The 24,992-nt window shown below is 75.5% G+C and carries 23 protein-coding genes; 5 read left to right on the top strand and 18 right to left on the bottom strand.

Going from position 1 to position 24,992, the window contains the following annotated elements; genetic code table 11:
* Positions 1-4 precede the first annotated feature (4 nt).
* The 9 genes from Q5530_RS26530 to Q5530_RS26490 form a co-directional block, all read right to left on the bottom strand.
* Entirely contained in the window at positions 5-697 is a 693-nt protein-coding gene (locus tag Q5530_RS26530; RefSeq protein ID WP_415365489.1) for a response regulator, read from the bottom strand.
* Positions 694-1,923, bottom strand: a complete 1,230-nt coding sequence (locus tag Q5530_RS26525) for a sensor histidine kinase (protein ID WP_415365488.1) — start codon at positions 1,921-1,923, stop codon at positions 694-696. The genes Q5530_RS26530 and Q5530_RS26525 overlap by 4 nt, the downstream gene beginning before the upstream one ends.
* A complete protein-coding gene (locus Q5530_RS26520; RefSeq protein ID WP_415365487.1) occupies positions 1,865-2,932 on the bottom strand; it encodes a DUF418 domain-containing protein in 1,068 nt (355 codons plus the stop codon). Before Q5530_RS26520 ends, Q5530_RS26525 begins: the two co-directional genes overlap by 59 nt.
* A gap of 190 nt (positions 2,933-3,122) precedes the next feature.
* A complete protein-coding gene (locus Q5530_RS26515; RefSeq protein ID WP_415365486.1) occupies positions 3,123-6,224 on the bottom strand; it encodes a S8 family serine peptidase in 3,102 nt (1,033 codons plus the stop codon).
* Positions 6,225-6,283: 59 nt separating this feature from the next.
* Positions 6,284-6,826, bottom strand: coding sequence for a hypothetical protein (locus Q5530_RS26510; protein WP_415365485.1), 543 nt, complete (start codon positions 6,824-6,826; stop codon positions 6,284-6,286).
* An 18-nt stretch (positions 6,827-6,844) separates the two neighbouring features.
* Positions 6,845-6,997 (bottom strand): hypothetical protein, encoded by a 153-nt coding sequence (locus tag Q5530_RS26505; RefSeq protein WP_415365484.1) that lies wholly within the window; start codon positions 6,995-6,997, stop codon positions 6,845-6,847.
* On the bottom strand, positions 6,997-7,533 hold the full coding sequence (locus Q5530_RS26500) for a hypothetical protein (protein WP_415365483.1): 537 nt from the start codon (positions 7,531-7,533) through the stop codon (positions 6,997-6,999). Before Q5530_RS26500 ends, Q5530_RS26505 begins: the two co-directional genes overlap by 1 nt.
* The gene (locus tag Q5530_RS26495) at positions 7,508-7,975 is read right to left on the bottom strand and encodes a hypothetical protein (RefSeq protein ID WP_415365482.1); all 468 of its coding nucleotides are present in this window, start codon (positions 7,973-7,975) and stop codon (positions 7,508-7,510) included. Before Q5530_RS26495 ends, Q5530_RS26500 begins: the two co-directional genes overlap by 26 nt.
* Entirely contained in the window at positions 7,972-8,607 is a 636-nt protein-coding gene (locus tag Q5530_RS26490) for a hypothetical protein (RefSeq protein ID WP_415365481.1), read from the bottom strand. Before Q5530_RS26490 ends, Q5530_RS26495 begins: the two co-directional genes overlap by 4 nt.
* Before the next feature lie 174 nt (positions 8,608-8,781).
* On the opposite strand from Q5530_RS26490, the gene Q5530_RS26485 reads away from it, so the two are divergent.
* Positions 8,782-9,222: a MauE/DoxX family redox-associated membrane protein gene (locus Q5530_RS26485; protein WP_415365480.1), complete on the top strand. Its 441-nt coding sequence runs from the start codon at positions 8,782-8,784 to the stop codon at positions 9,220-9,222.
* Here Q5530_RS26485 and Q5530_RS26480 read toward each other — a convergent pair.
* From Q5530_RS26480 to Q5530_RS26450, 7 genes are all read right to left on the bottom strand, one after another.
* Positions 9,201-9,359 (bottom strand): hypothetical protein, encoded by a 159-nt coding sequence (locus Q5530_RS26480; protein ID WP_415365479.1) that lies wholly within the window; start codon positions 9,357-9,359, stop codon positions 9,201-9,203. The genes Q5530_RS26485 and Q5530_RS26480 overlap by 22 nt on opposite strands.
* A gap of 25 nt (positions 9,360-9,384) precedes the next feature.
* A complete protein-coding gene (locus tag Q5530_RS26475; RefSeq protein ID WP_415365478.1) occupies positions 9,385-11,211 on the bottom strand; it encodes a carbamoyltransferase in 1,827 nt (608 codons plus the stop codon).
* 13 nt (positions 11,212-11,224) lie between these two features.
* Positions 11,225-13,468, bottom strand: a complete 2,244-nt coding sequence (locus Q5530_RS26470) for an iron-containing redox enzyme family protein (RefSeq protein ID WP_415365477.1) — start codon at positions 13,466-13,468, stop codon at positions 11,225-11,227.
* Positions 13,469-13,572: 104 nt separating this feature from the next.
* On the bottom strand, positions 13,573-14,658 hold the full coding sequence (locus tag Q5530_RS26465) for an SGNH/GDSL hydrolase family protein (protein WP_415365476.1): 1,086 nt from the start codon (positions 14,656-14,658) through the stop codon (positions 13,573-13,575).
* 297 nt (positions 14,659-14,955) lie between these two features.
* Entirely contained in the window at positions 14,956-16,104 is a 1,149-nt protein-coding gene (locus Q5530_RS26460; protein WP_415365475.1) for an ARPP-2 domain-containing protein, read from the bottom strand.
* Entirely contained in the window at positions 16,101-17,510 is a 1,410-nt protein-coding gene (locus Q5530_RS26455) for a hypothetical protein (RefSeq protein ID WP_415365474.1), read from the bottom strand. The genes Q5530_RS26460 and Q5530_RS26455 overlap by 4 nt, the downstream gene beginning before the upstream one ends.
* Before the next feature lie 151 nt (positions 17,511-17,661).
* Entirely contained in the window at positions 17,662-18,084 is a 423-nt protein-coding gene (locus Q5530_RS26450) for a hypothetical protein (RefSeq protein ID WP_415365473.1), read from the bottom strand.
* A gap of 137 nt (positions 18,085-18,221) precedes the next feature.
* On the opposite strand from Q5530_RS26450, the gene Q5530_RS26445 reads away from it, so the two are divergent.
* Together Q5530_RS26445 and Q5530_RS26440 are read left to right on the top strand one after the other, a co-directional pair.
* Positions 18,222-18,617 (top strand): bacteriophage spanin2 family protein, encoded by a 396-nt coding sequence (locus Q5530_RS26445; protein WP_415365472.1) that lies wholly within the window; start codon positions 18,222-18,224, stop codon positions 18,615-18,617.
* Between the two features lie 194 nt (positions 18,618-18,811).
* Positions 18,812-20,023 carry an MFS transporter gene (locus tag Q5530_RS26440; protein ID WP_415365471.1) on the top strand — a complete coding sequence of 404 codons (1,212 nt, stop codon included), beginning with the start codon at positions 18,812-18,814 and terminating at the stop codon, positions 20,021-20,023.
* Positions 20,024-20,162: 139 nt separating this feature from the next.
* On the opposite strand, the gene ligD is transcribed toward Q5530_RS26440, so the two are convergent.
* Together ligD and Q5530_RS26430 are read right to left on the bottom strand one after the other, a co-directional pair.
* Entirely contained in the window at positions 20,163-21,104 is a 942-nt protein-coding gene (gene ligD, locus Q5530_RS26435) for a non-homologous end-joining DNA ligase (RefSeq protein WP_415365470.1), read from the bottom strand.
* 79 nt (positions 21,105-21,183) lie between these two features.
* Positions 21,184-22,569 carry a glycosyl hydrolase family 18 protein gene (locus Q5530_RS26430; RefSeq protein ID WP_415365469.1) on the bottom strand — a complete coding sequence of 462 codons (1,386 nt, stop codon included), beginning with the start codon at positions 22,567-22,569 and terminating at the stop codon, positions 21,184-21,186.
* Between the two features lie 197 nt (positions 22,570-22,766).
* On the opposite strand from Q5530_RS26430, the gene Q5530_RS26425 reads away from it, so the two are divergent.
* Together Q5530_RS26425 and Q5530_RS26420 are read left to right on the top strand one after the other, a co-directional pair.
* Positions 22,767-24,407 (top strand): cellulose binding domain-containing protein, encoded by a 1,641-nt coding sequence (locus tag Q5530_RS26425; RefSeq protein WP_415365467.1) that lies wholly within the window; start codon positions 22,767-22,769, stop codon positions 24,405-24,407.
* A gap of 241 nt (positions 24,408-24,648) precedes the next feature.
* Complete coding sequence (locus Q5530_RS26420) at positions 24,649-24,951, top strand: DUF1540 domain-containing protein (protein WP_415365466.1); 303 nt, start codon at positions 24,649-24,651, stop codon at positions 24,949-24,951.
* Positions 24,952-24,992 lie beyond the last annotated feature (41 nt).

Genomic DNA, 24,992 nt, shown 5'->3' with positions numbered 1-24,992 from the left:
GAAGCTACGGACCCGTCGGGCCCCCGCCCGCACCGGGTCGCGAACCCGGCAGCACCACCCCGCGCTCGTAGGCGAGCACCACCGCCCGCACCCGGTCGCGGCAGCCCAGCTTCGCCAGCAGGTTGCCGACGTGGGTCTTCACCGTCGACGGGCTGAGCACCAGCTCGGCGGCGATCTCGGCGTTGGACAGCCCCCGCGCGACCAGCAGCCACGTCTGGCGCTCCCGCTCGGTCAGCTCCGGCAGCGGGCCGGTGGGGCGCGGCGCGCGGGTGCGGGCGAACTCGGCGATCAGCCGCCTGGTCACGCCCGGCGAGACCAGGCCTTCCCCCGCCGCCACCACCCGCACCGCGGTGACCAGCTCGTCGGGCTCCACGTCCTTGAGCACGAACCCGCTCGCGCCCGCCCGCAGCGCGGCGAAGACGTACTCGTCGAGGTCGAAGGTGGTCACCACCAGCACCGCGACCGGGTCGACGACCCCGGGCCCGGCCAGCTCGGCGGTGGCGGCGATGCCGTCCACGCGCGGCATCCGCACGTCCACCAGCACCACGTCGGGGCGGGTGCGGCGCGCGACGGCCACCGCCTCGGCGCCGTCCGCCGCCTCCCCGACCACCTCCACGTCCGGCTCGGACTCCAGGATCGTGCGGAACCCCGCCCGCACCACCGCCTGGTCGTCGGCGACCACCACCCGGACCGTCACGGCGCCCCCGTCCCCGGGAAGCGCGCCTCCACCAGCCAGTCGCCGTTCCCGGTGGGCCCGACCACCAGCCTGCCGCCCGCGTGCCGGACCCGCTCGCCCATCCCGGCCAGGCCGTGCCCGCCGTGTGGCCCGAAGCCGGTCCGGCCGGCGGCGTTGCGCACCGCCACCCGCAGCCCCGAGGCCCGGAACTCGACCTCCACCGCGACCGGGGTGGCCCCGGCGTGCTGCCGGGCGTTGGTCAGCGCCTCCTGCACCAGGCGGTAGGCGGCCACGTCGACGACCGGCTCCAGGGGTCGTTCGTCGCCGCGCACGGTCAGCGCGACGTCCATGCCGGTGTTCCGGGCGGAGGCCACCAGGTCGTCGACCCGGGCCAGCGTCGGTCGCGGCCCGGCGCCGTCCGCCCGGTCGCGCAGCACACCCACCAGCCCGCGCAGCGCGGTCAGCGTCTGCCTGCCCTGCGCCCGGATGTCGAGCAGCACCGCCCGCGCGGCCGCCGGGTCCCGCTCCAGCAACCGGTCGGCCGCGCCCGCCTGCACGACGATCGCGGACAGGTCGTGCGCGGCGATGTCGTGCAGGTCGCGGGCGATCCGGCCGCGCTCCTCGGCCGCCGCCGCCTCCGCGCGCAGCTCCCGCTCGACCTCCAGGTGCCGGACCCGGGCCGCCAGCTCGGCCGCGTAGGCGCGGTTGACCCGCACGTACAGGCCGATCAGCCCGGGGATGGCGAACGTGCCGGCGGAGGCCGTCACCAGGTCCACCACGTCGGTGCCGTCGTTGGCCCAGAACGTGATCACCGCCTGGACGTTGCCGCCCCACCGGGCGGACAGCACGCCGCCCACCGCGTGCACGAGCGCGCCCGCGACCAGCACGGGCGCGGCCGACCGCGGCGGCAGCAGGGTGGCCGCGGAGAAGGCGCAGACGAGCACCCCGACCCCGGTGGGCAGGAGCACGGCGGGCAACGCGGTCGCGGCCAGCACCACGGCGGTGGCCAGGGCGAGCGCGGTACGCGGTGCGCGGCGGCGCAGGGCCAGGGTCGCCAGGTCCGCGGTGGAGGCCGCCGCCGCCCAGCCCATCACCCAACCGGGGGACGGGAACGCGCCCCCGTTGACCAGCAGCGCCAGCGGCAACCGCAGCAGGCCCAGCACGACGAGCACCGCGGCCGCGACCGCGTCACGGCCGGCCGGGGTGTCCCCGCCCAGCCGCGCCAGCGCCCCCCACCGCCCCGCCACCGCGCCCCCTCAGGCTCGTGCGACCGCGGTGACCCGCCCCCCGGATCGGGATCGACCGCCAGTAGGTCACCGTGCGCCAGACCCACTCCAGGGGACCATAGTCGAACCGGCGCAGCCACCAGGGGCTCCACGCCAACTGGACGGCGAGGACGCCCGCGCCGAGCAGGGCCGCGCCGCCCCAGTCGGCCGAGCCGCGCAGCCCGAGCGCGGTGCCCAGCGGCACGAACAGCAGCGTGGCGGTCAGGTAGTTCGTCAGCGCCATCCGCCCCAGCGGCGCGAGCACCCGGGACAGCGCCGGCCCCACCGGGGTGCGCAGCAGCACCAGGAACCCGGCGGCGTACGCGCCCGCCACCGCCAGGGAGAACACCAGCCCCGCCCAGCGGCCGACCAGCCCGCCCCCGCCGGCCAGGGCGACCGGGTACGCCACCGCGGCCAGCGCCGCGCACCCGGCCGCCGCGCCGGCCGTCCCACCGGTGCGGTGCTCGACCCGCTCGGCGAACCCGGCCCGCGCCAACGCGAACCCGAGCGCGAACAACCCCGGCAGCACCCCGAACCCACCGACCCCGGCCAGCACCCCGCCCACCGTGAGCGCCACGCCGACCACCAGGTTCACCCGCGTCGAGGCGTAGCTCAGCGGGAGCAGCACCACCAGGCCGGTCACCGCGAACGGCAGCAGCACCTCTCCCGGCTGCGCCAGGTGGTGCAGCGCGCCGAGCGCGGCCAGCGCCGACAGCCGCCGCAGCACCGGCACCCGGGGCGCGGCCGTGCGCCGGGCCGCCGACCGCAGGAACAGCCCGAAGCCGATGCCGAACAGCAGGTAGAAGATCGGGTAGAACTTCCCCAGCACGAACAGCCGCAACCCCTCGGGCACGGCGGACAGGTCGGTGGCCATCCCCATGGTCTGCGGGATGTTGATGAAGACGATCCCGCACAGGGCGAACCCGCGCAGCGCGTCCAGGGCCCCGATGCGGGTGCGGGTGGGTTCCGGGGTGACCGCCTCGTCGACCATGCCCCTCATGCTGACCGGGACGGCGGGTGCGGCGCTTCCCCCTCGGTGCCCGTTCCGCCTCCACCTCGGGTACCGGTCGTGCGGTGCGCCCGCGGGCGCCCGGTGCCGGCCGTGACGGGGTCGCGGGCCGCGCCCGGCCGGGCCGGTGCCCCGGTCGGTCCACAGTGGACCGACCGGGGCACCGGCGCGCTCACCGCGTCTGGTAGGCCCGGACCACCGTCTGCACCACCGAGTTCCCGGCCGCGTCACGGGCGGTGATCCGCAGCGAGGTGAAGCCCGGCGCGGCCGGGTGCGACACCAGCGCCAAGCCGACGCCCGACGAGGTGAACGTGGTCGGCGCGGCGCGCCACGTGGCCCCGTCGTCGGAGGACGCCTCGACCCGCAGCGACACGATCCGGGACGCGGTCGCCCCCGGCTGGTGCTGCGCCACCAGCCGCAGCGGGAACAGCCGCCCGGCCGGGGCGCGGCCCTGCTCGTCGACGTCCCCCGAGGCGCGCACCAGCAGCACCGGCGCCGGACCGCCGGAGTCGTGGAAGGTCCACGTCACGTCCGCCGACGTGCCGATCACCGACCACGGCACGGACCTCGTCACGGTCGACCGCAGGGTGTAGGTCCCGGGCTCCTCCGGCACCTCGAACACGCCGGTGCCGGGCAGGTCGCTCACGCCCAGCGAGCGGCCGTCGCGGAACAGCTCGGTGGTGCCGGTCGCGCTGTAGGGCGGCAGCGTGAAGTGGTCGGGGGCGCCGCCGGACAGCAGGGTCACGCCCACGGACAGCTGCCCGCCGTCGCGCCGGATGCCGAAGCCCAGCCCCTCGTCGCCGAACGCCGGACCCAGGGGCGCGCTGTTCCAGTGCGTCTCCTGGCGGCCCGGCCGGTAGGTCCGGTAGGACACCGTGTTCTCCACGTCCTCCGCGCCGGGCGGGAACATGGCGGCCAGGTGCTGCCACCGGACCCCGGGCGAGGCGGTGTAGAACTCGGTGCGGCGGCTCGGGATCCGGTGCGGGTAAGCCTCGTAGATGCCGCTGTTCGCGCCGGGGTCGTCGAGGAACGCGTAGTCCGAGCGCAGGCCCTCGGTCGGCGCGCCCTGGGCGTGGTAGTGGGAGTCCACCCGGGCCAGGTCGCGGTCGCGCACGGCGAACCGGCCGTCCGGGATGGCGCCCCGGGACAGGAACGCCAGGTGGTAGGCGGCGCCCGGGGCGGTCAGCGTCGCCCGGTAGGACAGCGAGAACACGTGGTCGGTGACGGTGGTGGTGCCGGGGGTGGCGACCAGGTGCACGCGCTGGCCGGGCCGGGCGAACCAGCCCAGGCTGGAGTTCCGCTCGGCCGTGCCGGAGACCAGCAGCAGCTCGCCGACCACGAGCTGCGCCCCGGCGCGGTCGACGGTGGTGGTCACCGGGGTGCCGGTGGTCGCGTCGAGGGCCACGGTCGTCGCCCGGTCCACGGTCACGCCGGTCCTGGCCAGCAGGGTCACGTCGTTGGCGTCGGACACCTCGAGGGCGGTGACGTCGTAGCGGCCCACGGGCAGCCGGGCCGTGCCGACGCCGTTCACCACGCGCACGCCGTAGGCCGCGCCGGTCGCGTTGTCCACGGCCTTCACCACGGTCGACGCGGACGTGCCGGTGCGCCCGCGCAGCGTCACCCGCACCTCGTGGGCCTCCGGTTCGAGCACGGCGGTCAGCGCGGTCCGCACGACCACGCCCGGCGCCCGCCCGGTCAGCCGCGCGCCCAGCCGACCCGACGCCCCGGCCGGGTCCAGGCGCACGGTCACCGACGCGGTGCCGTGCGCGGGGACGACGACGCCCGGCGCGGAGGCGGTGAACCGCGGGGAGTCGGTGGACAGGGTCAGCGCCACGGGCGCGGCGCCGTCGTTGCGGTAGGTCACGGTGCGGTCCAGCGGGGCGTCGTGCGGCCAGCGCAGGAAGCCGAACCCGAGGCCGCCGGAGGCGCTCACGTCCTGGGCGACGGCGCGGGCCGCGTCGACCCGGCCCGCGCCCTGCTCGAACACGTCGGCGGTCGGGTGGGCGGTGCTGACCAGCAGCGGCTTGAGCCGGTCGGCGGTCCAGCCGGGGTGCCGCTGCCGCAGCAGGGCGGCGGTGCCGGCCACGTGCGGGGCGGCCATGGACGTGCCGGACAGGGTCGCGTAGTGCTCGTCCACGGGCGCGGTGTCGCCCGCCGGGGTGCCGGGGGCGCGGGCGGAGACGACGTCCGCGCCGGGCGCGGCGATGTCGGGCTTCACGGCGTGGTCGCCCGGACGCGGCTGGCGCGGGGAGAACGGGCTGGTGGCGCCGTCGCGGTCGGTGCTGCCCACGGCCAGCGCGGCGTCGGCCGCGGCGGGGGAGGTGACCGAGGCCAGCGGGTCGATCTGGTCCAGGCTGCGGTCGTTGCCCGCGGCCACCACGAACAGGGTGCCGTGGCGGGCGGTGAGGTCGTTGAGCGCGCGCGAGACGGGGTCCTCGCCGTCGCTGGACGCGCCGCCGAGGCTCATGTTCACCACGGCCGCGCGGGGCGCGATCCACTCCATGCCCGCGATCACCGCGGAGTCCGGGCAGCCGAACGTCGTGCACACCTTGCCGCTGATCAGGGTGGCGTCCGGGGCGACGCCCCGGTACCGGCCGCCCGAGGCCGTGCCGTCACCCGCGATGATCCCGGCGACGTGCGTGCCGTGGCCGACCTCGTCGGCCGGGCCGGAGCCGGTGAAGTCGGCCTGCTCGACGACCCGGCCCGCCAGGTCGGGGTGCCCGGCGTCCACGCCGGTGTCCAGCACGCCGACCGCGACGCCGGCCCCGGTGAACCCGCTGTCCCACGCGGTGGGCGCGCCGATCAGCGGCGCGGTCGTGTCCAGGGTCGGCCTGGACACCCCGTCCAGCCACACCGAGGCGCGGGAGCGGGTGAACCAGTCCCAGAAGCCGTCGGCGGGCCGCAGCGCCGCGCCGCGCACGCTCGGCAGGGCCCGCACGCCGGTCGCGGGCACCTCGCCGCCGGCGTCGGTGACGATCAGCGCCGGCGGCCGGTCGCGCGGCAGCCGCGCCAGGTCGAACAGTCGCGGGTCCAGCCGCCCGGCGTCGATCAGCGGCAGGGCGTCCGAGGGCACCACGCGGTCGCCGTCGCGCAGGAACCCGACGTGCTCCCGCCCGGCCACCGGCCGCACCTCCACGGCCATCCCGCCCGCACCGCGCGAGACCCGCAGCCGGTCACCGGTGACGAGGGTGACCACCTGCCCGGCTTCGTCGGCGGGCGCGCCCACCGCGACCGCCGCGGGCGCGGTCGTCACCCCGGCCGCCAAGAGGACCACCAGAACCAGCTTCGGCGAACGCACGTCCGCCCTCCCTTCGCGAAAACCTCAAGACACGGTCAGCCGGCGAGGAACGCGCCCGCCAGCGACACGGTGAAAGCGCAGCCGAGCACCACGGCCAGCCGCGCCGACCAGCGCCCCCACAGCGCGTGCCAGTCGCCCGGGTGGCGCAGCGCGGCCGTCGTCATCAGCGCCCGTCCCAGCCCGAACCCGACGCCCGCCGCCAGCGCGCCCGCGGTCGGCGCGGTCAGCAGCACCGCCACCGCCGCCGCGTAGGGCAGGCCGCTGGGCAGGTACGTCCGCGCCCCGGTGCCCATCTCCAGGCCGAACTGGAGCGGGCCGAGCAGGCGCCCCAGCCGGAACACGCTCTCCGGCACCAGCCGCCGGTTCTCCGGCAGCGTGAACCGCAGCACGCGCAGCTCCCGCAGCAGCACGGCGAGCAGGGCGAGCGCCACCACCGCCCACCGCGCCCACCAGGGCAGCGGCACGCGCAGCAGCGAGCCGACGACCAGGAGCACGGCGGCGCTCAGCGCGCCCCCGAGGAGCAGGCCGGCGCGGAACGCCAGCGCGGGTGGACCTCGCCAGACCGGCGAGCTCAGCACGTGGGCCGAGTTCCGGCTTCAAGTGGAGCCGGACGTGGCGAACCCGGCCGTCACCCCGATCAGCAGCCACGGCGCGAGCGCCGCGCCGGCCAGGCCGCCGACCGCGCCGGCCGCGCCGACCGACGCCACCGCGGCGAGCACCGCGGCCAGCAGGAGCGGGTGCCAGCGCATCACACCCGCGCCCGGCAGATGGTCAGGTAGGTCAGCCCGCTCTGCCCGCCGCCCCAGTAGGTGCTGAACCCGTCCGAGCAGCGGTACACCTTGCCGTCCGGGGTGGTCCAGCGCCAGGCGTTCTTGGTCGTGGTGGTGCCGCACATGGTGGCGATGGGCGCGTGGTCGACGTGCACGTCCCCGACGACCACCGTGCCGAACTTGTGCCAGCCCGCCTCGCAGAACTCGCTGCTGCGCCACCCGCCCGCCCAGCAGGCCGCGTAGGTGTTGACGAACTCGCCGCCGGTGTCGGCGTCCTCGGCGTAGCCGGTGGGGTAGGCGTCGCGGCAGTCGTTGCGGTCCCACCCGGTCAGCGCGTTCGGGCCGGTCTCGGCGCGGGCCCGGCGCGGCGGCGTCAGCGCGGCCGCGCCGATGGTCAGCGCGCCCAGCACCGCGGCCTTGAGCACGGTCCGGCGGCGGCCCACCCGCAGGTCGCGCAGGGCGCCGCTGCGCCCCTCACCCCGGTCGTGGTCAGGAATCGAGTCGAACGCCAGCACCGCGCACCCCCCACTCGTCGAGCACCTCGTCCACCTGCTCCTCGCGCACCGGCAGCGCCAGCCGCGCCACCCGCCCGGTCGCGTCGACCCGCATCAGCACCGGCGGCGCGAGGTGCGACACCGACCGCCACGCCTCGCGGTCGCTGACCACGTCCAGCGGCGTGTCCCACGCGTCCGGGGGCTCGTGGGTGAGCAGCACGGCGTCGGTCAGCCGCCGCGCCACCGCCACGCACAGCGGGCACCCCGAGTCGGCGGCCAGCACGACCCGGCCCGCGAACCGCTCGCCCAGCACGATGTCCGGCTGCGCCGCGGAGAAGCCCTCCGGGTCGCGCGCCACGGCGGCCCGCAGCAGCCGCACCTCGCGCAGCACCGCCGCCAGCCCCAGGAACAGCACGACGATCGCCGCCCAGGTGATGACCAGGAACGCGGTGCCGGGGTTCACGCCGGCTCCCAGGCCACGCCGATGCCCGCCAGCCAGTCCAGCCGCTCCCGGTCGGTGCGGTGCGGCGTGCCGGACAGGTGCACCTCGGCCACGCCCGCCGCGCAGCCCACCACGAACGTGTGGTCGGACAGGGCGGTCGAGCCCCGCGCGCCGGGCAGGGCGACCTTCCACACCTCGCCGTGGCGGGTGGGCGCGCCCGCGTGCGCGGGGACGTGGTCGCGGGCCTGCCGGGGGCCGGGCACGGACACCGACCCGAAGTCGCGCACCACGACCACGACGTGCTCGCTCATGCTCTCCAGCAGCGTCGCCGACCGCGGCCGCACCACCATGCCGCCCACGCGGTCGTCCACGCGCAGCGAGTTGAACAGCGCGAACACGCGGTCGCGGCGCGGTGCGGGACCCGCGTACACGGTCATCAGCTCGTGGTAGGTGCCGACCAGGGTGGCCCACGAGGACTCCCCGTCGTGCGCCTCGGCCACGACGACCTCGCGGCCGTGCACCAGGAAGCGGTCGGTGGTGGTGGCGGGGGCGACGTGCGCGCGCGCGAAGTCGTGGTAGCCGCGCGGCCCGATCTGGAAGCCGGTGCCGTACGAGCCGCCGGCGAACCGCACGGCGGTCGCGACGCTCGACACGGGGGCGGTCCCGGGCAGTGTGACGACGACGCGGTCCCCTCCGGGGGCCACGAGGTCAAGGCGTTGTTCGGCGGTCACGGCGGGCACGCTAGAACACCCGGGAGGGCGCTCACCAGCAGGTTGGTCCGCCTGGTGGGCTCCCCGAAGCCGTGTGGCGCAAGTAGGTTTGAACCCGTGTTCGCCGTCGGGGGTGCCCTGCTGCTGGTGTTCGCCGCGCTCGGCCACCGGCGCGGCCGGCGGGCGCTGGCCGCGCTGGAGGTGGCGGTCGCGGTATCGGTGGTGGTGACGCCGTACGCGGTGGCCGCCCTGTACGCGGCTTTCACGGTCTACCTGGTACGGCTGAGGAAGAAGCGCCCCGGCGCCCCCTGCGGGTGCTTCCGCGGCGAGGGCCCGGTGACCCGGGTGGTGGTCGGCCGGGCGGTGGTCTTCGCGGTGGGCGCGGCGGCGGAACCGGCCGTACCACCGCTGATCGCCCTGTCCGGCGGCTTCGTCCTGGCGATGGCCGGGTACCTGCTGCCGGAGCTCCTGCGACCGGTCGGGACCGGGAACTCTACTGACGGTGAACCCGGGCCGTTCGGCACACCGAACCGGCGTTACCGCAGGTCGGTCCAGTAGCTGTCGGCCGCGCGGTCGGGTCGCCGCCGCAGCGGGTCGCCCAGCAGGCGGGCGACCACGGCGATCGGCGTGACCACGAGCAGGTACACCACCAGCAGCACCGCCGGGACGACGACTCGGCGCACCACGACCACCACGTTCTCCTCCTGCGCTCGGTTTTTTTCAGTCCAGCGGGATGTCGCGGCGCCAGTCGCCCTCTTCGCGCCACTCCGGCTGCTCGGACTTGAGCAGCAGGGAGTTGCCCAGGGCCAGCGCGTCGACGTCGGTGCGCATGAAGCACCGGTAGGCGTCCTCCGGCGTGGCCACGATGGGCTCGCCGCGCACGTTGAACGAGGTGTTCACCAGCACCGGGCAGCCGGTCCTGGCCTTGAAGCCGGTCAGCAGCCGGTGCAGGGCCGGGTCGGTGTCCGCGGTGACGGTCTGCACCCGCGCCGAGTGGTCGACGTGGGTCACCGCGGGGATCGTCGACCGCGCCACGCGCAGCAGGTCCAGCCCGTCGGCCCCGGCGTCGTCCGGCACCGGCAGCCGCTGGGCCTCGGCGACCTGCGCGACGACCAGCATGTACGGGCTCGACCCGCGCAGCCGGAAGTAGTCGGTGACGTCCTCGGCGAGCACGACCGGCGCGAACGGCCGGAACGACTCGCGGAACTTGATCTTCAGGTTCATCGTCGACTGCATCCGCGGGTCGCGGGCGTCGCCCAGGATCGAGCGCGAGCCCAGCGCGCGCGGCCCGAACTCCATGCGGCCCTGGAACCAGCCGACCACCTTGCCGTCCGCGAGCAGCCCGGCGACCTCGTCGGACAGCTCCGTCTCGGTCAGCCGCCGGTGCGGCAGGCCGTGCGCGTCCAGGTAGGACCGGATCTCCTCGTCGCCGTAGGCGGGACCCAGCCGGGCGCCGCGCATGGCGTCCCGGCCCGCGCGGACGTGCTCTCGGGGCGGGTCGACGGCCAGCAGCGCCGCGCCCAGCGCGCCGCCCGCGTCGCCCGCCGCGGGCTGCACCCAGACGTCGTCGAACAGCTCCCGCTCGACGATCCTGCCGTTGGCGACGCAGTTCAGCGCGACCCCGCCGGCCAGGCACAGGGTCGCCTCGCCGGTGCGCTCCCGCGCGGTCCGCGCCAGGCCGAGCATGATCTCCTCGGTCACCTGCTGCACCGAGGCGGCGAGGTCGAACTCGCGCTCGGTGAGCGGCCCCTCCGGCTCCCGGCGCGGCCCGCCGAACAGCTCCTCGAACGCCCGCCCGGTCATCACCCGACCGCGCAGGAACTCGAACATCGCGGTGTCCAGCCGGAACGAGCCGTCGGCCTTGACGTCGACCAGCCGCTCCCGGATCAGCGGCGCGTAGACGGGTCGGCCGTAGGGGGCCAGGCCCATCAGCTTGTACTCGCCGGAGTCCACCTTGAACCCGCAGAAGTAGGTGAACGCCGAGTACAGCAGGCCCAGCGAGTGCGGGAAGCGCAGCTCGGCCACCGGCTCGACGCGGTTGCCGCGACCGTGCCAGATCGTGGTGGTGGCCCACTCGCCGACCCCGTCCACGCACAGCACGGCCGCCGACGCGTAGGGGCTGGGCAGGAACGCGGACGCGGCGTGCGACTCGTGGTGGCGGTAGTACCGGACCGGTGGCGGCGCGCCGAGGTCCAACTCCCGCAGCCGCTCGCGGACCTCGGTCCCGGCCCGCGCCTTCCACGCCAGCCAGCCCGGCACGACGTCCCGGAAGGCCCGCCACGCCGAGGGCGCGGTGGCGACGAAGGTGGACAGGACGCGGCGGAACTTCAGCCGCGGGTCCTCGTAGTAGGCGACCACGTCCAGGTCGTCCAGCTTCGCGCCCGCCTCCTCCAGGCAGTACCGGACGGCCAGGTCCGGGAACGCGGGGTCGTGCCTGCGCCTGCTGAACCGCTCCTGCTGCGCGGCGGCCACGACGCCGCCCGCGTCGACCAGCGCCGCCGCGCTGTCGTGGTAGAAGGCGGAGATACCGAGTGCTGCGGTGGCCACGCGGATCGGCTCCTCATCGCCGGGCGTACCGTGCGGTACGGGAGGTCAGGGTGCTGTAGAGGGAGGCCGCGAGGCCCTCGGGCGGGTTGAGCGAGCGGTAGCCCACCCGGACGCGCCGCCACACCTCGCCGTCGTCGCGGGGCTGGTCGGCCAGGTAGCTGTCGATGGCGTCGACGGCCCAGGCGGAGTGCCCGGTGGAGACGTTGTCGATGGTGTTGTGCAGGTCCACGAACTGGGTGCTGAACCCGTGGTGCAGCAGGCCCACCCGGGCGTCCCGGTAGCTGCCGCCCACCCCGGACAGCTCCATGGCCAGGTTCAGGCCCAGGATCTCGGGCTGGAACGTGCGCGGGAACCGGGAGACGGCCAGCCAGTAGACCGGCAGCTCGAACGACTCGTCGTGGAAGCCGGCGAAGGCGCTGAACCCCGGCGAGTCGGTCGGCGGCAGGTCGATGCCCATCTGGCGGAGCAGGTCGCGGTAGATCACGGGGTGGTTCAGCTCCCGCACGCCGTTGCCCAGCTCGTCCCAGTAGGTCTGGAACAGGAACCGGCCGGCGGGGGAGGAGGCCAGCTGGTGGTCGGTGAACCCCTGCAACCAGCCGCCGTCGATCATGATCAGCGGGGCCAGCTGGAGGGTCGAGTCGACCAGTTGCTCCCGGGTGGGCAGGCGGGGCGCGCCCGCGTCGTGCTCGGCGGCGTGCCGGTCGTGCTCGGCGGCCAGCCAGCCGCGCAACCCGGTCTCCGGGTCCCAGCGCGGCGGCAGCCGTCGCGGGGCGCGGTCGAGGCCGTAGCGGGAGCGGGTCAGCCAGCGGGTGACGTAGTCGTGCGCGAACCGCCGCACGCCGGGGGAGTCGGCGCGGCTGAGCAGCGTGCGGTACGCCTCCCGGGCGGAGGGCCGGCCGAAGTCGTCGCCGGCGCTCGTCCGGCGGGTGGCCGGGGGAGGGGTGTCGGGGAGGGTGGTGCCGGGGAGCGGGGGGCCCGTGACCGGGGCGCCGGCGCCCCGGGTGTCCGGGAGCGGGGTGCCGGGGTTCGGGGTGCCGGGGTTCGGGGTGCCGGCGGGGGAGGTGTTCGGGAGCGGGGTGTCCGGGCGGTGCCACGACCGCTGCGCGTGGTGCAGCCGCTCGTGCCCGGCGGCGTCCGGGGCCGACCCGTCCGGTGACAGGCCGGCGATCCACCGCCGCAGCACCGCGATCTCGTCCTCGGTGAAGATGCGGAACATCCGGCCCTTCTCACCGATCAGGCCGCGCAGCAGCGGGCTGCGGTCGGGTCGCCCCGGCCGCACCAGGGTGCTGCGCGCCAGTGCGTCCAGGAACGCGCCCGGCCCGGCGTCCACGTCGGCGAACCACTCCGCGAGCGGCCTGCCGGCCAGCGGGAAGTCGGCGTGGTAGACGGCCGCCTGCCTGGCCCGGGACCAGATCAGCCGCCACATGTCGTAGTCGGGGTGGACGGCCAGCTCGATCTCCCGCAGCAGCGCGCCGCACCAGGTGCGCAGCTCCTCCCCGGCCCACCGGAAGCCCAGCCGCAGGCGGTCGCCCCCGCCGTCGTCCAGCACCGCCGCCGCGGCGGCCAGGGACAGCTCCAGCGCCGGGCGCGGGTCGTCGTGCCGCCGCCCGCCGAGGTCCAGGGTTCCCACCGGCACACCCAGCCAGGCCGGGTCGAGCCCGGCGAGCGGGGGCAGCAGGCCGACCGCGCGCAGGTGCAGGTCCGCGCCGACCAGCTCGGGCAGGAACTCCTCGGGCAGGCGGCTCATGGCCAGCAGCAGGGCGGGGAACCGGAAGCCGGAGCTCTCCACCTGGTCGCTGCCCGCCAGCCGCACGCCGGGCGCCTCGTCGAGCAGCCGGTGCGCGCGCAGGACCGCCCGGTAGTCGCTGCCGCGGTCGGCGTGCGGGTAGCCCACGCCGACGTCCTGGGCGTAGAGCGCCAGGACGCGCAGCACCGGCTCGGTCTCGGCGTTGCCGGCGCTGGACAGCCACTGGAGCCACGCGCCCGCGGACAGCGCCAGCGGCGCGCAGTTGTTGAGCACGCGGGCGCGCGCCGGGTCCCGGTCCGGTCCGGTGAGGACCTCGCGGAACCGGCGCCCCTCCTCGGCCGCCCACCCCCGGGCGCCGTCCACCAGGGTCGCGAGGTCGGGGGTGGACCCGTCGTGCTCCCCGACCGCGGCGAGCGCCGCCCGGAGGCGGGGCAGCTCGTCGGTCCGGGGTGTCGGGCACTCGGGGTCGAGCGCCCTCAGGTACGTGGTGCGGTACTCCGCGTCCGACACGGCTGCCCCCCAGGTCCGGACCGGTCAGAACATCGGGTAGATCGAGTTGTCGTTGCGGCGCTTGCGCTTGCGCCGCCGGAAGAACTGCACGATCCTGCGGAACATCAGCCGACCTCCTCCAGCTCGCCACCGGTTCGTCCGCCACCGGTCCGTCCGTCACCGGGTCGTTCGCCGTCGAGCCCGAGCGCGTCCCGCATCGCCTCCGCGACCACCCGGTTGCCCTCGTCGTTGAGGTGGACCAGGTCGACGAACAACCACTCGTCGCCCGACAGCGCCGGGTTGGCGTCGAAGAAGGACACCGACCGCTCGGCGCACACGGCCGCCAGCCGGTCGCGGTACCGCTCGTGCACCCGCCGGTCGAGGATCGGCCGGAACAGGTTCCACACCGCCGCACGCTCCCGGTCGGCGTCGTCGATCAGGGCCCGCTCCTCCGCCGTGCGCCGCTTGCCCGTCCACAGCGCGGTGGGCTGGAGCACGAAGTGCACCCGGGCGCCGGTGGGCGCGGCCAGTTCGAGCAGGCGGTCCAGGTCGCGGGCGCACTGGGCCACCGCGGTGTCCACCCGCTCCTCGGGCGTGGGCACGCGCGGCTCGTCGTCCTTCGCGGCCCCGCCCGACAGGCCGATCCGCTGGGCCAGCCGACCCAGCGCCCACTTCGGCTGGCGCAGCTGGTTGCCCGCCTCGGGCACGCCGAGCTGGGTGAAGAACTCGCCGGAGAAGAAGAACTGGCCGTAGTCGGCGCGGGCGTCGGGCAGGCCGGCGACCACGAGGTCGTTCAGCCCGGAGAACACGATGATGTCGCGCACCCTCGGCAGTTGGTGCCGGTGCAGCAGGAACAGCACCAGCTCCTGGGTCGAGTTGTACGCGGGCGCGCCGAGGTTGAACCACGTCGCGGCGCCCTCGCCCCGGGACAGCACCGAGGTGATGGTGCGCTCGTCGGCGGACGCGCCGAAGCCGAACGCGGGCGAACCGCCGAGCAGCACGCTCACCTCGCCGCCGGGGTGGTTCTCCAGCAGCGAGCACGGCCCGTCGGGGCCGGAGCCGAGCCGGAACCCGCCCGCGTCGGTGTTGAGCACCGGCGAGCGGTAGTCGGTGCGGTTGAAGAACACCAGGTAGGGCAGCCACCGCACGTCGCCGCCCGCGAAGTCCTCGTACTGCTTCATCTGCGGGGCGAGATCAGCCTGCTGGTCCACCGCGTCCCCCTTCGACGGTGTCGGTCGTCGTCCGCGCCGCGTCCCTGCCGCGGTGCGGACCGCCAGGAGACTAACCGCGCCGCTCGGGGTGGGTGTCCGGTTCGCCCGCAGCCCGCTACGGTCCCGGCGCCGCCGCGACCGGGCGTGCGCCGGGCGGCGGTCGGACGCCCCGAACTCCCGCGTGACCTGCCCCGGACCCGGCGACGAGGCGAGCGCCGCTCACCCGGCGGGCGGCCCGCCGCGCCACCGGGAACTTCGGCATACCGCAGCCGCATCCGTAGTGGACGGTGCCGGTGCTCACCCCCCGGCGGCCGAAGCGCGGTAACGGGCCAGCACGTCCTCGCGCAGCAGGAGCCCCAGGCCGGCCGAGTCCAGGCGCAGCCCGAGCTGCGCCTCGGTCAGGCCCAGCGACGCGGCGGCGCCGGGCAGGTGCCAGTCGTGGCCGGCGAGGCGGTCGAGCAGGTGGCCCCGGCGCGACTGCGCCTCGGACAGCCGGAACGTCTTGAGGTAGGCGGTGCGGCCGCGGTGGTCGGTGATCAGCTCGCCGATGTGGTTCTCCCGCTTGGGCCCGAACCCCGGCAGGAAGCGGGACAGCGTGTAGTCGCCCACGCGGTGCACGCGGCGCACGGAGTACGCGGCGTCGAGCAGGTCGGCCGCCATCGTGCCGTCGTGGAACCGGGCCCAGTCCGCCCGCTGCCGCCGGGCCGCGGCGCGCAGGTCGGCCAACGACCGCACGTGCTCGTCGGACAGGCGCGCGCGGAACTCCGGCACCGGGGCCGCGTAGGTGGCGTAGTGGTGGACCAGCTCGCCGTACAGGTCCGCCACGAGGGTGGGGTGCAGGGCGCGGTAGTCGTCCGGGTGCGGCACGACGAACGCCGCGGCGAGCGCGTCGGCGACGTGCACCACCACGCCGCACTGGCCGGGGTGGATCTCGAAGACCTTGAGCGCGTCCGCCAGGTCGCGCACCTCGGCGCCCGCGTACGCCTGCTCCTCGCGCGGCGACAGGCCGTGCCGGACGGCGCGCTGCGACCACTGCTCCCAGACCACGGCCGGGCCGCCGAAGTGCAGCGCCAGGTACCCCTCCAGGGCCAGGTGCAGCGGCAGGAAGCGGAGCCGGCGGCCGTCCACGCGGCGGGCCATCCGGCGGTGCGGGCGGACCGGCGCGCGGGCGGGCGCGCCGTGCTCGCCCGCCCGTCCCAGGGAGGTGCCGTAGGCGGCGGTCGGCGCGGTGTCGCCGGACCACGTGGCCACGAACCCGTGGGGGATGTAGGACCAGTACCGGGTCCGGCGGTCCACCTCCACCACCCCGGGTCCGTCGTCGTACAGCTCGGCGTGCAGCCGCAGGTCGGTGATGGGCTCGTCGCGGACCAGCGGCACGAGCCGCACGCCGCCCCGGACCTGCCCGGGTGCGGCGGTCAGGCCGGTCAGGTCCAGGCGCGCGCTCACCGCTCCTCCAGGAGCCGGTCCACGCGGCCGGCGAGGTGCGCGCGCAGCTCGGCCAGCCCGGTGGTGCCCTCGGCGAGCCGGGCGAAGCGCACCAGGGCGGGCACGTCCTCCGCCCGGCGCACGCCGACGGTGGGCACCTCGGGTGCGAGGCGGCGGGCGGTGAAGGCGTCCGCGTCGTACACCGGGTTGAGGTGCACCGCGCTGACCCGCCGGTCCGGGTCCAGCCGGGTCCGCCACACCCGCAGCACCTCGGCGGCCAGACCGGGCGGCGCGTTGTCCCACCCGTCGGAGACGACGACCAGGCGCTGCGGCTCGTGCTCCAGCGCGTCGAGCACGCGGTCGCCCAGAGGGGTCATCCCGTACGGGCGGACCAGCAGGGCGTCGGTGCGCCCGGAGGTCCACAGCGCGACGTACTCGCCGGCCAGCGCCTCCAGCAGGTGGTGGCAGGCCAGCGCGACGGCCAGCGGGCGGCGGCGCTTCTGGGCCGAGCCCGAGGCCGAGAAGCTGTCGTCCAGCACCGCGGCGACGCGCCCCCACCGGCCGGCGTCCGGTCCGCAGGCCCGGCGGGCGGCGGCGCGCAGGGCGGAGGTCAGCTCCTCCCGCCGTGCCGCGCGGTCGGCGACCGGCAGCGACAGCACGTACCCGGCCAGCCGGGTCAGCGGCATTCCCCCCAGGTCCGCGACCACCGCGTCGACCCCGTCGCGCCGGGCCGCGCCCTGCAACCGCAACCGCTCCAGCCGCGTCAGCCGCGGCGCGATCCGCTCCAGGAACGCCGTCCGGCCGATGCGGTGCCGGGCCGCGAACCCCTCGGCGACGGTGTAGGGCAGCTCGTACACGGCGGCCTTCTCGTAGTGCGCCCGCCGCCAGGTCTCCAGCAGCGGCGTCGCGTAGCGCGGGCGGCTGAACGGCGCGAACAGGAACGGCCCCAGCTCATCGCGCGCGGGCGCGAGGTGGGCGTGGCGCAGCGCCACCTTCACGCCGGCGCGGTACTTGACCGCGTCGAACGCCGGGTCGGGTCGCGCGGCGAGCCAGTCCCGGATCAGGGCGCGCGTGCGCCGGTTGTTCACCCGGGCCCGGCGCAGGTCGCGGAACAGGCCGTAGACGCGCTGCGGGGGCAGCGCGCGCAGCCGTGCCGCGATCAGCCGCCCCTCCACGCGCCGCTGCCCGTCGGAGGCGTCACCGGCGGTGGTCAGCAGGCGCAGCGCGATCAGCGCCGCGTTGTGGTCGTTGACGTCGAGGGCGAGCGCGGCGGCGTACAGGTCGCGGTAGTTGACCGCCATGTACTCGTGCAGGAAGTCCAGCGACAGGCGCTGCCCGGCCGCGTCGCCCCGGAACTCGCGCTGCCCGGTGGCGGTGATCGCCGCGTTGACGAACAGCAGCATGTCCTCGGCGGCGAGGCGGTCCATCCGGCACCCGTTCCTGGTCGTGGGCGCCGGGCGGGGAATGGGGGCGCGAACTGCGAAGCATCGCTTCCAAGGCGGGTTCCGGAAGTCGCACCGGAGTCCCGCGCCCGGCGTCCGCAGAGGGTAACAAGGCGCGGGGAGCGGACGAACGGGTTTACGCCACCCCCGCCGGCCTGCCGGCGGCGCGCGGGCGGATCGAGGCGAGCGCCGCCGCGCCGAGCAGCAGCGCGGGGAACACGAAGTACGGGGTGAGGAAGGAGGCCAGGAACACGCCCCAGAGCAGCATCAGCAGCGCCGCCGCGGCGGTCGTCGTGCCGACCAGCCTGCCGGTCGCGTCCGAGACCACCACCAGCACGGCCAGCACCAGGGGCACCGCCAGCAGCAGGAGGACCACCGCGCTGTCGGAGAGCGCCAGGGGCAGCGCGGCGACGGTGGTGCCGACCGTGCCCGCGAAGGCCAGCCACCGCAGCACCCGCCCGATGGGCGTCCCGGTGGTCGGGCGGCCGCGCAGCCGGAAGAACGCCGCCGCGGCCACGAAAAGAGCGATGCAGATCCCCGTCAACGCGCCGATCGACATGAAGGGCACCTCCCGCGCCAACCATCCCAGTGCGGCGGTACCCGGGACAAGTGCCCGCCGCCCACCCCGGCGGAACAACCCCGACGGGGTCCGCGCGTCTTGACAAGTGACGGCTCCCGACCGGGAAGGACGAGCCCATGCGCACCGCAACCCGACTCGCCACCACCATCACCGGCCTGCTCGCCGTCGCGGCGCTGAGCGCCTGCGGGACGCTCCAGGAGGCGTCCGACACGGCGGCGGCGGTCGCCAACACGGCCAACACGGTCCAGCTCTGCACGGACGCCCTGTCCCAGGCGGCGGTCAACGTCGACATCGCCGCCCCGGAGGAGGCGCTCGGCCGGGCGCACGAGGCCGGGGCCACGCTGTCGGACCTCGCGGCGGACGCGGCCAACACCACGCTCAGCCAGGCCATCACCGCGCTGGCCGACACGCTGACCGCGGTGACCCTGAACGACCTCGTCAGCGGTCCCGCCCAGTGGCTGGAGACCAGGGCCACGCAGGTGGCCAACCTGACCACCGCCTGCGCCGGCTGACGCGCGACCGGTCGCCCGGGACACCTCCGCGTTCCGGGCGGCCGCTCCTGCGGTGCACTGTCCACATCGGACCGTAGTGCCACGCGCGCACGGCCCGCCGCCCGGTGGGGTACCGGGGTGGTCGACCCGGTGGCGGGCCAGGGGAGACCGGAGCCCTGGGCGTCCGACCACCGGGGGCGGTAGGGTCACGCCCCGTGACGAACCGCCCGGCGGGGAGCGAGCGGCCGAGGCCGAGGCGGGTCCTCCTGGCGCTGTGCGCCACCGTGTTCGTCGACCTGCTCGGCTTCACCGCCGTCCTGCCGTCGCTGCCGTTCCACGTCGGCGCGCTCGGCGGCACGGGCGCCTGGCTCGGCGCGGTGCTCACCGCGTACTCGCTCGCACAGGCCGTCGCCGCCCCGGTGCTGGGCCGGCTCGCCGACCGGTACGGCCGACGGCGGCTGCTCCTGCTGAGCCTGCTGGGCTCCGCCGCGTCCCTCGCGCTGATGGGCGCGGCGGGCGCGCTGTGGTCGCTGGCCCTGGCGCGCCTGGTCGCGGGGGCCTGCGGCGGCAGCATCGGGGTGGCCCAGGCGTTCGCCGTCGACGTGGCGGGACCGGCCGGGCGGACCCGGGCGGTCGGCCTGGTGGGTGCCTCGGTGGGCCTCGCGTTCACCGTCGGGCCCGCGCTGGGCGCGCTCGCCGCGCCGCTGGGGTTCGCCGCGGTCGCGTGGACCGCCGCGGGCCTGGCCGCCGCCAACCTGGTGCTCGCCCACCTCGTGCTGCCCGCCGACCAGCCCCGGGACGCCCCGCCCCGGGACGCCCCGCCGCGGTCCGGCGCCCGCGCGCGCCGGCTGCTCGTGCCGTGGCCCCTGCTCGTCGCCGGGTTCGCGGGCATGGCCGCGTTCGTGGGGATGGAGACCACCGCGGCCTTCCTCGCCCAGCGGCGCTTCGACGCCGGACCCGCGTTCGTCGGGTGGTTGCTGTGCGGCGCGGGGCTGTGCCTGGTGGTGGTGCAGGGCGCGCTGGTCGCGCCCGCCGTGCGCCGGTGGGGCGAACCGCGCGTGGCCGTCGCCGGGGCGCTCCTCACCGCCGCCGGGCTGGCCGCGGCCCCGTTCGCGGGCCTGGTCGGGTTCGTCGCGGCGGTGCTGGTGCTGTCGGCGGGCAACGGGTTCCTGACCGCCGGGGTGACGAGCCTGGTGGCGGGCGCCGGGCCGGCCGCGGCGCGCGGCGAGCGCCTGGGGCAGGCCCAGTCCACCGCGGCCGCGGCCAGGGTGGCGGGGCCGCTCGGCTCGGGAGCCCTCTTCGACGTCGCGGTCTGGGCCCCCTACCTGCTGGGGGCCGCGCTCTCGGTCGGGGCCGCCGCCGTGCTCCGCGTCCGCGTGGTGAGCGACGAGGGGCCGGTGCCGACGCGGTCGGAGGACCGGCTCTGAAGGTCTGCGGTTCCAGTACCGGAGGTGGCGGGGTCCTGCGACGCCGCCACCTCCGGTACCAGTGGTCTCGATAACTTCAGTGTTGCTCAAAAGCAACGCTTTCCGGTGTGCGCCCCGGTGAACCCGGGACAACGACCGGCTACCCGCCGCGCTGGGCCCGAGCCCGGCGCTTGCCCTCGTGCATCGCCTGGACGCGCGCCACCGGGATCGTGTGCCCCTCGGCCACCAGGTCGTCGGGCAGCCGCTGCGGCGCGGGCATCCGCTCGTGCCACGGGTCGGCCTTGTCGAGCAGGGCCGGCGCGGTGCGGATGGTGAAGTCGGCCGGGGTGACGGAGTCCAGGTCGTCCCACTCCAGCGGGAAGGACACGGTGGCGTTGGGGCGGATGCGGGGGCTGTAGGCGGCGGCCACGGTGGAGCCGAAGGCGCGGGTGGAGTCGAGGAACACGCGCCCGCCCCGGTCGTCCTTGATGAACGCGGTGGTGGCGATCGCCGGGTCCAGGCGCTCGGCGCGGACGGCCAGGGCGCGGGTGGCGGCGGCGGCGTCCTCGTCGGAGGCGTCGACGGGCACGAAGACGTGGACGCCCTTGGAGCCGCTGGTCTTGACCAGCCCGGTCAGCCCGCAGTCGGTCAGGGCGCGGTGGACGAGCCGGGCGGCGGCGACGACCTCGCCGAAGCCGGCGCCCTCCGGCGGGTCGAGGTCGAGCACCAGGTGGTCGGGCCGGTCGGGGGCGTCGGCGGTGCCGAGGGGGACGTGGTACTCGACCGCGCGCTGGTTGGCGAACCACAGCAGGGTGCGGCGGTCGTCGCAGAGGGCGTAGCGGATCTCGCGCCGGGAGGACTCGGCCCACAGCGTCGTGCTGTCTACCCAGGCGGGGGTGTACTTGGGGAGGTTCTTCTGCATGAAGGGTTCCTGGCCGGGGCGCACGCGCACCACGGACAGGGGGCGGCCGGCGAGGACGGGGATCATCTTGTCGTGGACCGCGTCGAGGTAGTCGACGAGGTCGCCCTTGGTGGCCTCGGCGCCGTCGAACAGCGGTTGGTCGAGGTTGGTCAGCGCGACGCCGTCGCGTTCGTCACCCATTCCCCAACTCTGGTCGGTCGGGGCGGGGTGGGCAAGCCGGTGCGGGCCCGCCCCGGGGTGGAGCGGGCCCGCGCGGGGGTCAGGCGGGGAGGCGCCAGACCTGGTTGGTGCCGGCGAAGCAGTCCCAGATCTGGAGCCGGGTGCCGTCGGCGGAGCTGGGGCCGGTGGCGTCGAGGCAGCGGCCGGAGGCGGGGTTGCGCAGGGTGCCGTTGGACTGGGCCTGCCAGGTCTGGGCGCCGCTGCCGTTGCAGTCCCAGAGCTGGGCGGTGGTGCCGTTGGCGGTGCCGGCGCTGGTGATGTCGAGGCACTTGCCGAGGGCGCGCAGGGTGTTGTCGGAGGCGACGGTCCAGGTCTGGGCGTTGGAGCCGTTGCAGGTCCACAGCTGGACGGCGGTGCCGTTGGCGCTGTTGGCGCTCGCGACGTCGACGCACTTGCCGGCGATGCCGGTGATGGGGCCGGTGCGGCCGACGGGCGGGTTGGGGTTGGTGCCGCCCGCGGTCTCGTAGATGGCGTTGAGCAGGGAGGTGCTGCCGGTGGTGTCCTGGGAGAGCTCCCAGTTCATGATGCCGCCGGCGTTGGCCAGCGCCCACTGGGTCTTGCGGCGGATGGTGGGCAGGCCGTTGTAGCACTGCTGGGCGCCGCTGACGGTGGCGCAGTCGCGGTTGGCGTTGGCCGGGTCCATGGCGACGAGCTGGGCGTAGGTGTAGTAGCCGGGGCGGCTGTAGAAGGGCACGCCGAGGACGGTCTTGGCGGCGGGCAGGCCGCGGCTCTTCCAGTAGTTGGCGCTGGCGATGGACCAGTCGTAGTTGGCGTGGGGGCTGCCGCCGTCGTAGGCCATGATGTTGAGCCAGTCGACGTGGCCGAACACGGCGGTCTGGACGCCTTCGGCGGTGCCGCCGCCGGAGACGACGGCGGCGGTGAGGAGCTTGCCGCGGCTGCGCATGGCGCTGGAGAGCTGGCTCATCAGGTTGGTGAAGTTGGTGGCCGACGCGCCGGGGTCGGGGTACTCCCAGTCGATGTCGACGCCGTCGAGGTTGTACTGGTTGACGGCGCTGACGACGCTGTTGACGAAGGTGGTGCGGGAGCTCGCGTTCGCGGCGAGGGCTTCGAAGGCGGAGTCGTTGCCGTCGTTCCAGCCGCCGATGGCGAGGGAGACGCGGACGCCGTTGGCGTGGGCGAGGTTGACCAACGAGGTGAGCTTGCCCGGGTCGGGGATGCCCTGGAGGGTGCCGTTGGCGTTGGGCAGCGCGAACGAGTAGTTGATGTGGGTGAGCTTGGTGTACTGGACGCTGTTGACGTTGCCGGCCCAGGAGGGCATGTAGCCGACGCTCTTGAAGCCGGCGGGCAGGGCCGCGTGGGCGGCGGGCGCCGTGGTGGTGGCGACGGTGAGGCCCGCTGCCGCGGTGGCGAGGGCGAGCAGGGCGGCGCGCAGGCGTGGCCGCCGGGGTGTTGCCGAGAACCGCATGGGCGTGTCCTTTTCCAGGTCGTTCTGGCGGCGACCGAGCGGAACCTTACTGGAGAGCTTGATTCAAGTCACGATAAAAGGGGGGGCGGAGGTGGACTCCGTGACCGGACGCCTCGCGGCTTGCTATGAAGAGCGGGTCCCCGAGGGGTGGGCCGCGACGCCCCCGAGCCCGACCCGCTACCGGAAGGTGCGACGGCATGAGAAGAGTTGTCCCGGCGCTGATCGTCGCGGTGATCTGCGCCCTGGCCCCGGTCCCCGCCTCCGCCGCGGCGGCGCGCGTGACCGCGGAGTTCGCCCAGGAGTCGGTGTGGAGCACCGGTTACGGCGGGCGGATCACGCTCACCAACACCGGTGACGCCGAGAGCACCGGCTGGGTGGTCGAGTTCGACCTGCCGCCGGGCACCTCGGTGACCAACTCCTGGAGTTCGGTGCTCATCCGCGACGGGCAGCGCCACCGGTTCGCCAACGCCGCCCACAACGGCCGCATCCCGCCCGGTGGCGCGGTGGGCTTCGGCTTCACCGCCTCCGGCGGCGGCCTGCCGGCCGGCTGCGTGGTCGACGGCGTGCCGTGCCGGGGTCCCGCCCGCGACACCACGCCGCCCACCGCCCCGACCGAGCCCCGGGTGACCGGGGTGACGGCCGGTTCGGTGTCGCTGAGCTGGCGGGCGGCCGCCGACGACACCGGGGTGGTCGACTACCAGGTGCTCTCCGGCGCCGAGGTGGTCACCACGACCGCCTCGACCTCCGCGACCGCGACCGGTCTGCTGCCCGGCACCGCGCACGCGTTCACCGTCCGGGCGCGGGACGCGGCGGGCAACACCTCCGCGCCCAGCCCGGTCGTCACCGCCACGACCGCTCCCGCCGCGTCCACCGTGGACGTGGCCACCGCCGCGCAGTTGCGGGCGGCGCTGGCGGCCGCCGTGCCGGGGGTGACCATCCGGCTGGCGCCCGGCGTCTACCGGGGTTCGTTCACCGCGACCTCGCCGGGCACGGCCGCCGCGCCGATCACCCTGACCGGTCCGGCGGACGCTGTGCTGGTCAACGACGGTCCCTCCGGCAGCGGTCCGGCCTGTCCCGTGCCCACCGCCGGCTGGGACCCCGGCTACGGGTTGTGGCTGTACGGCGCGCCGCACTGGAACCTGGTCGGGTTCACCGTGCGCGAGTCGAAGAAGGGCATCGTGGTCGACGACTCCCGCCACACCGTGATCGACCGGGTGCGCGTGCACCACGTGGACGAGGAGGCCGTGCACTTCCGCCGCTCCTCGTCCGACGGCGTGCTGCGCGGCTCCACCATCAGCCACACCGGTCTGGTGCAGCCCGGCTACGGCGAGGGCGTCTACCTCGGGTCCGCCCACTCCAACTGGGACTGCCACGGCAACACCGGGGGAGCGGACCGCAGCGACCGGGTGCTGGTGCTGGGCAACCACATCGGGCCCCACGTCACCGCCGAGCCGATCGACGTCAAGGAGGGCACCGCCGGCGGCGTCGTGCGCGGCAACACCTTCGACGGCACCGGCATCTCCGGCCAGAACTCGGCGGACTCCTGGATCGACGTCAAGGGCTCCGGCTACCTCGTCGAGGACAACACCGGTTCGTTCACCGCGCCCGGCACGTTCGCCAACGGCTACGAGACCCACAACCCGGTCACCACGCCGGCGTTCCCCAACGGCTGCGGCAACACCTGGCGCGGCAACCGCTCCGACCTCGGCGGCGTCGGCGCCTACGCCATCCGCATCACCTCGACGTCCAAGTGCGCCGGCCTGCCCAACGTGGTGCACGCCTCCAACACCGTCACCCGCGCGGTGACCGGATTGACCAACATCCCAGTCGCGCCGTGATCCTCCCGGGTTGTCGGCGGTAATGCCGGGTGGCCCGGAGGATGAATTGCGCGTCGGGTCGGGACCGCCCGGTGGAGTCCTCACCGGACGGTCCTGACCTGGTACTTCCGCCCGACTTGGCAGATGTGAAAATCGTTCGGCGCTTTTAGGTAAGGCTCTCCTAATTGTTTTCGTGTTGCGGGGGCGGGTATCCGGTGGCAACGTTCGAGAACACCGAGCACCAAGGTCCGGAGGAGCGGTCATGACCACCACAGAAATGCCTGCCGTCAACGAGTGCACCGTCACCGGTTGTTCCTACAACCACGACGGCTGCCACGCCTTCGCGATCACCGTCAGCGGTGAGGACGGCGCCGCCGACTGCGCCACCTTCATCCCCCTGGCGCGCAAGGGCGGCCTGCCGCGCGCCGTCGCCCAGGTGGGCGCCTGCTCGCGCAGCGACTGCGTCCACAACAGGGAGCTGGAGTGCACCGCGCCCGGCGGGGTGCGCGTCGCGCCCGGCGAGGGCGGGCACGACGCCAACTGCCTGACCTACACCAGGGGCTGAGCGGCCCCGGGTCCCGGGAGCGCCGCACCGGTACGGGCGCG

The organism is Saccharothrix sp. BKS2 (assembly GCF_047689505.1).
GTDB lineage: Bacteria > Actinomycetota > Actinomycetes > Mycobacteriales > Pseudonocardiaceae > Actinosynnema > Actinosynnema lopnurensis.
The sequence above is the reverse complement of the archived record's forward strand: the minus strand, read 5'-3'. Positions and strand labels throughout refer to the sequence as shown.

What these genes read in the sequence shown, in the direction of transcription:
- Q5530_RS26430 (WP_415365469.1), bottom strand. Translation starts at nt 22,569, where the DNA reads ATGCGGTTCTCGGCAACACCCCGGCGGCCACGCCTGCGCGCCGCCCTG.
- Q5530_RS26425 (WP_415365467.1), top strand. Translation starts at nt 22,767, where the DNA reads ATGAGAAGAGTTGTCCCGGCGCTGATCGTCGCGGTGATCTGCGCCCTG.
- Q5530_RS26445 (WP_415365472.1), top strand. Translation starts at nt 18,222, where the DNA reads ATGCGCACCGCAACCCGACTCGCCACCACCATCACCGGCCTGCTCGCC.
- Q5530_RS26455 (WP_415365474.1), bottom strand. Translation starts at nt 17,510, where the DNA reads ATGGACCGCCTCGCCGCCGAGGACATGCTGCTGTTCGTCAACGCGGCG.
- Q5530_RS26505 (WP_415365484.1), bottom strand. Translation starts at nt 6,997, where the DNA reads ATGCGCTGGCACCCGCTCCTGCTGGCCGCGGTGCTCGCCGCGGTGGCG.
- Q5530_RS26450 (WP_415365473.1), bottom strand. Translation starts at nt 18,084, where the DNA reads ATGTCGATCGGCGCGTTGACGGGGATCTGCATCGCTCTTTTCGTGGCC.
- Q5530_RS26520 (WP_415365487.1), bottom strand. Translation starts at nt 2,932, where the DNA reads ATGGTCGACGAGGCGGTCACCCCGGAACCCACCCGCACCCGCATCGGG.
- Q5530_RS26420 (WP_415365466.1), top strand. Translation starts at nt 24,649, where the DNA reads ATGACCACCACAGAAATGCCTGCCGTCAACGAGTGCACCGTCACCGGT.
- ligD (WP_415365470.1), bottom strand. Translation starts at nt 21,104, where the DNA reads ATGGGTGACGAACGCGACGGCGTCGCGCTGACCAACCTCGACCAACCG.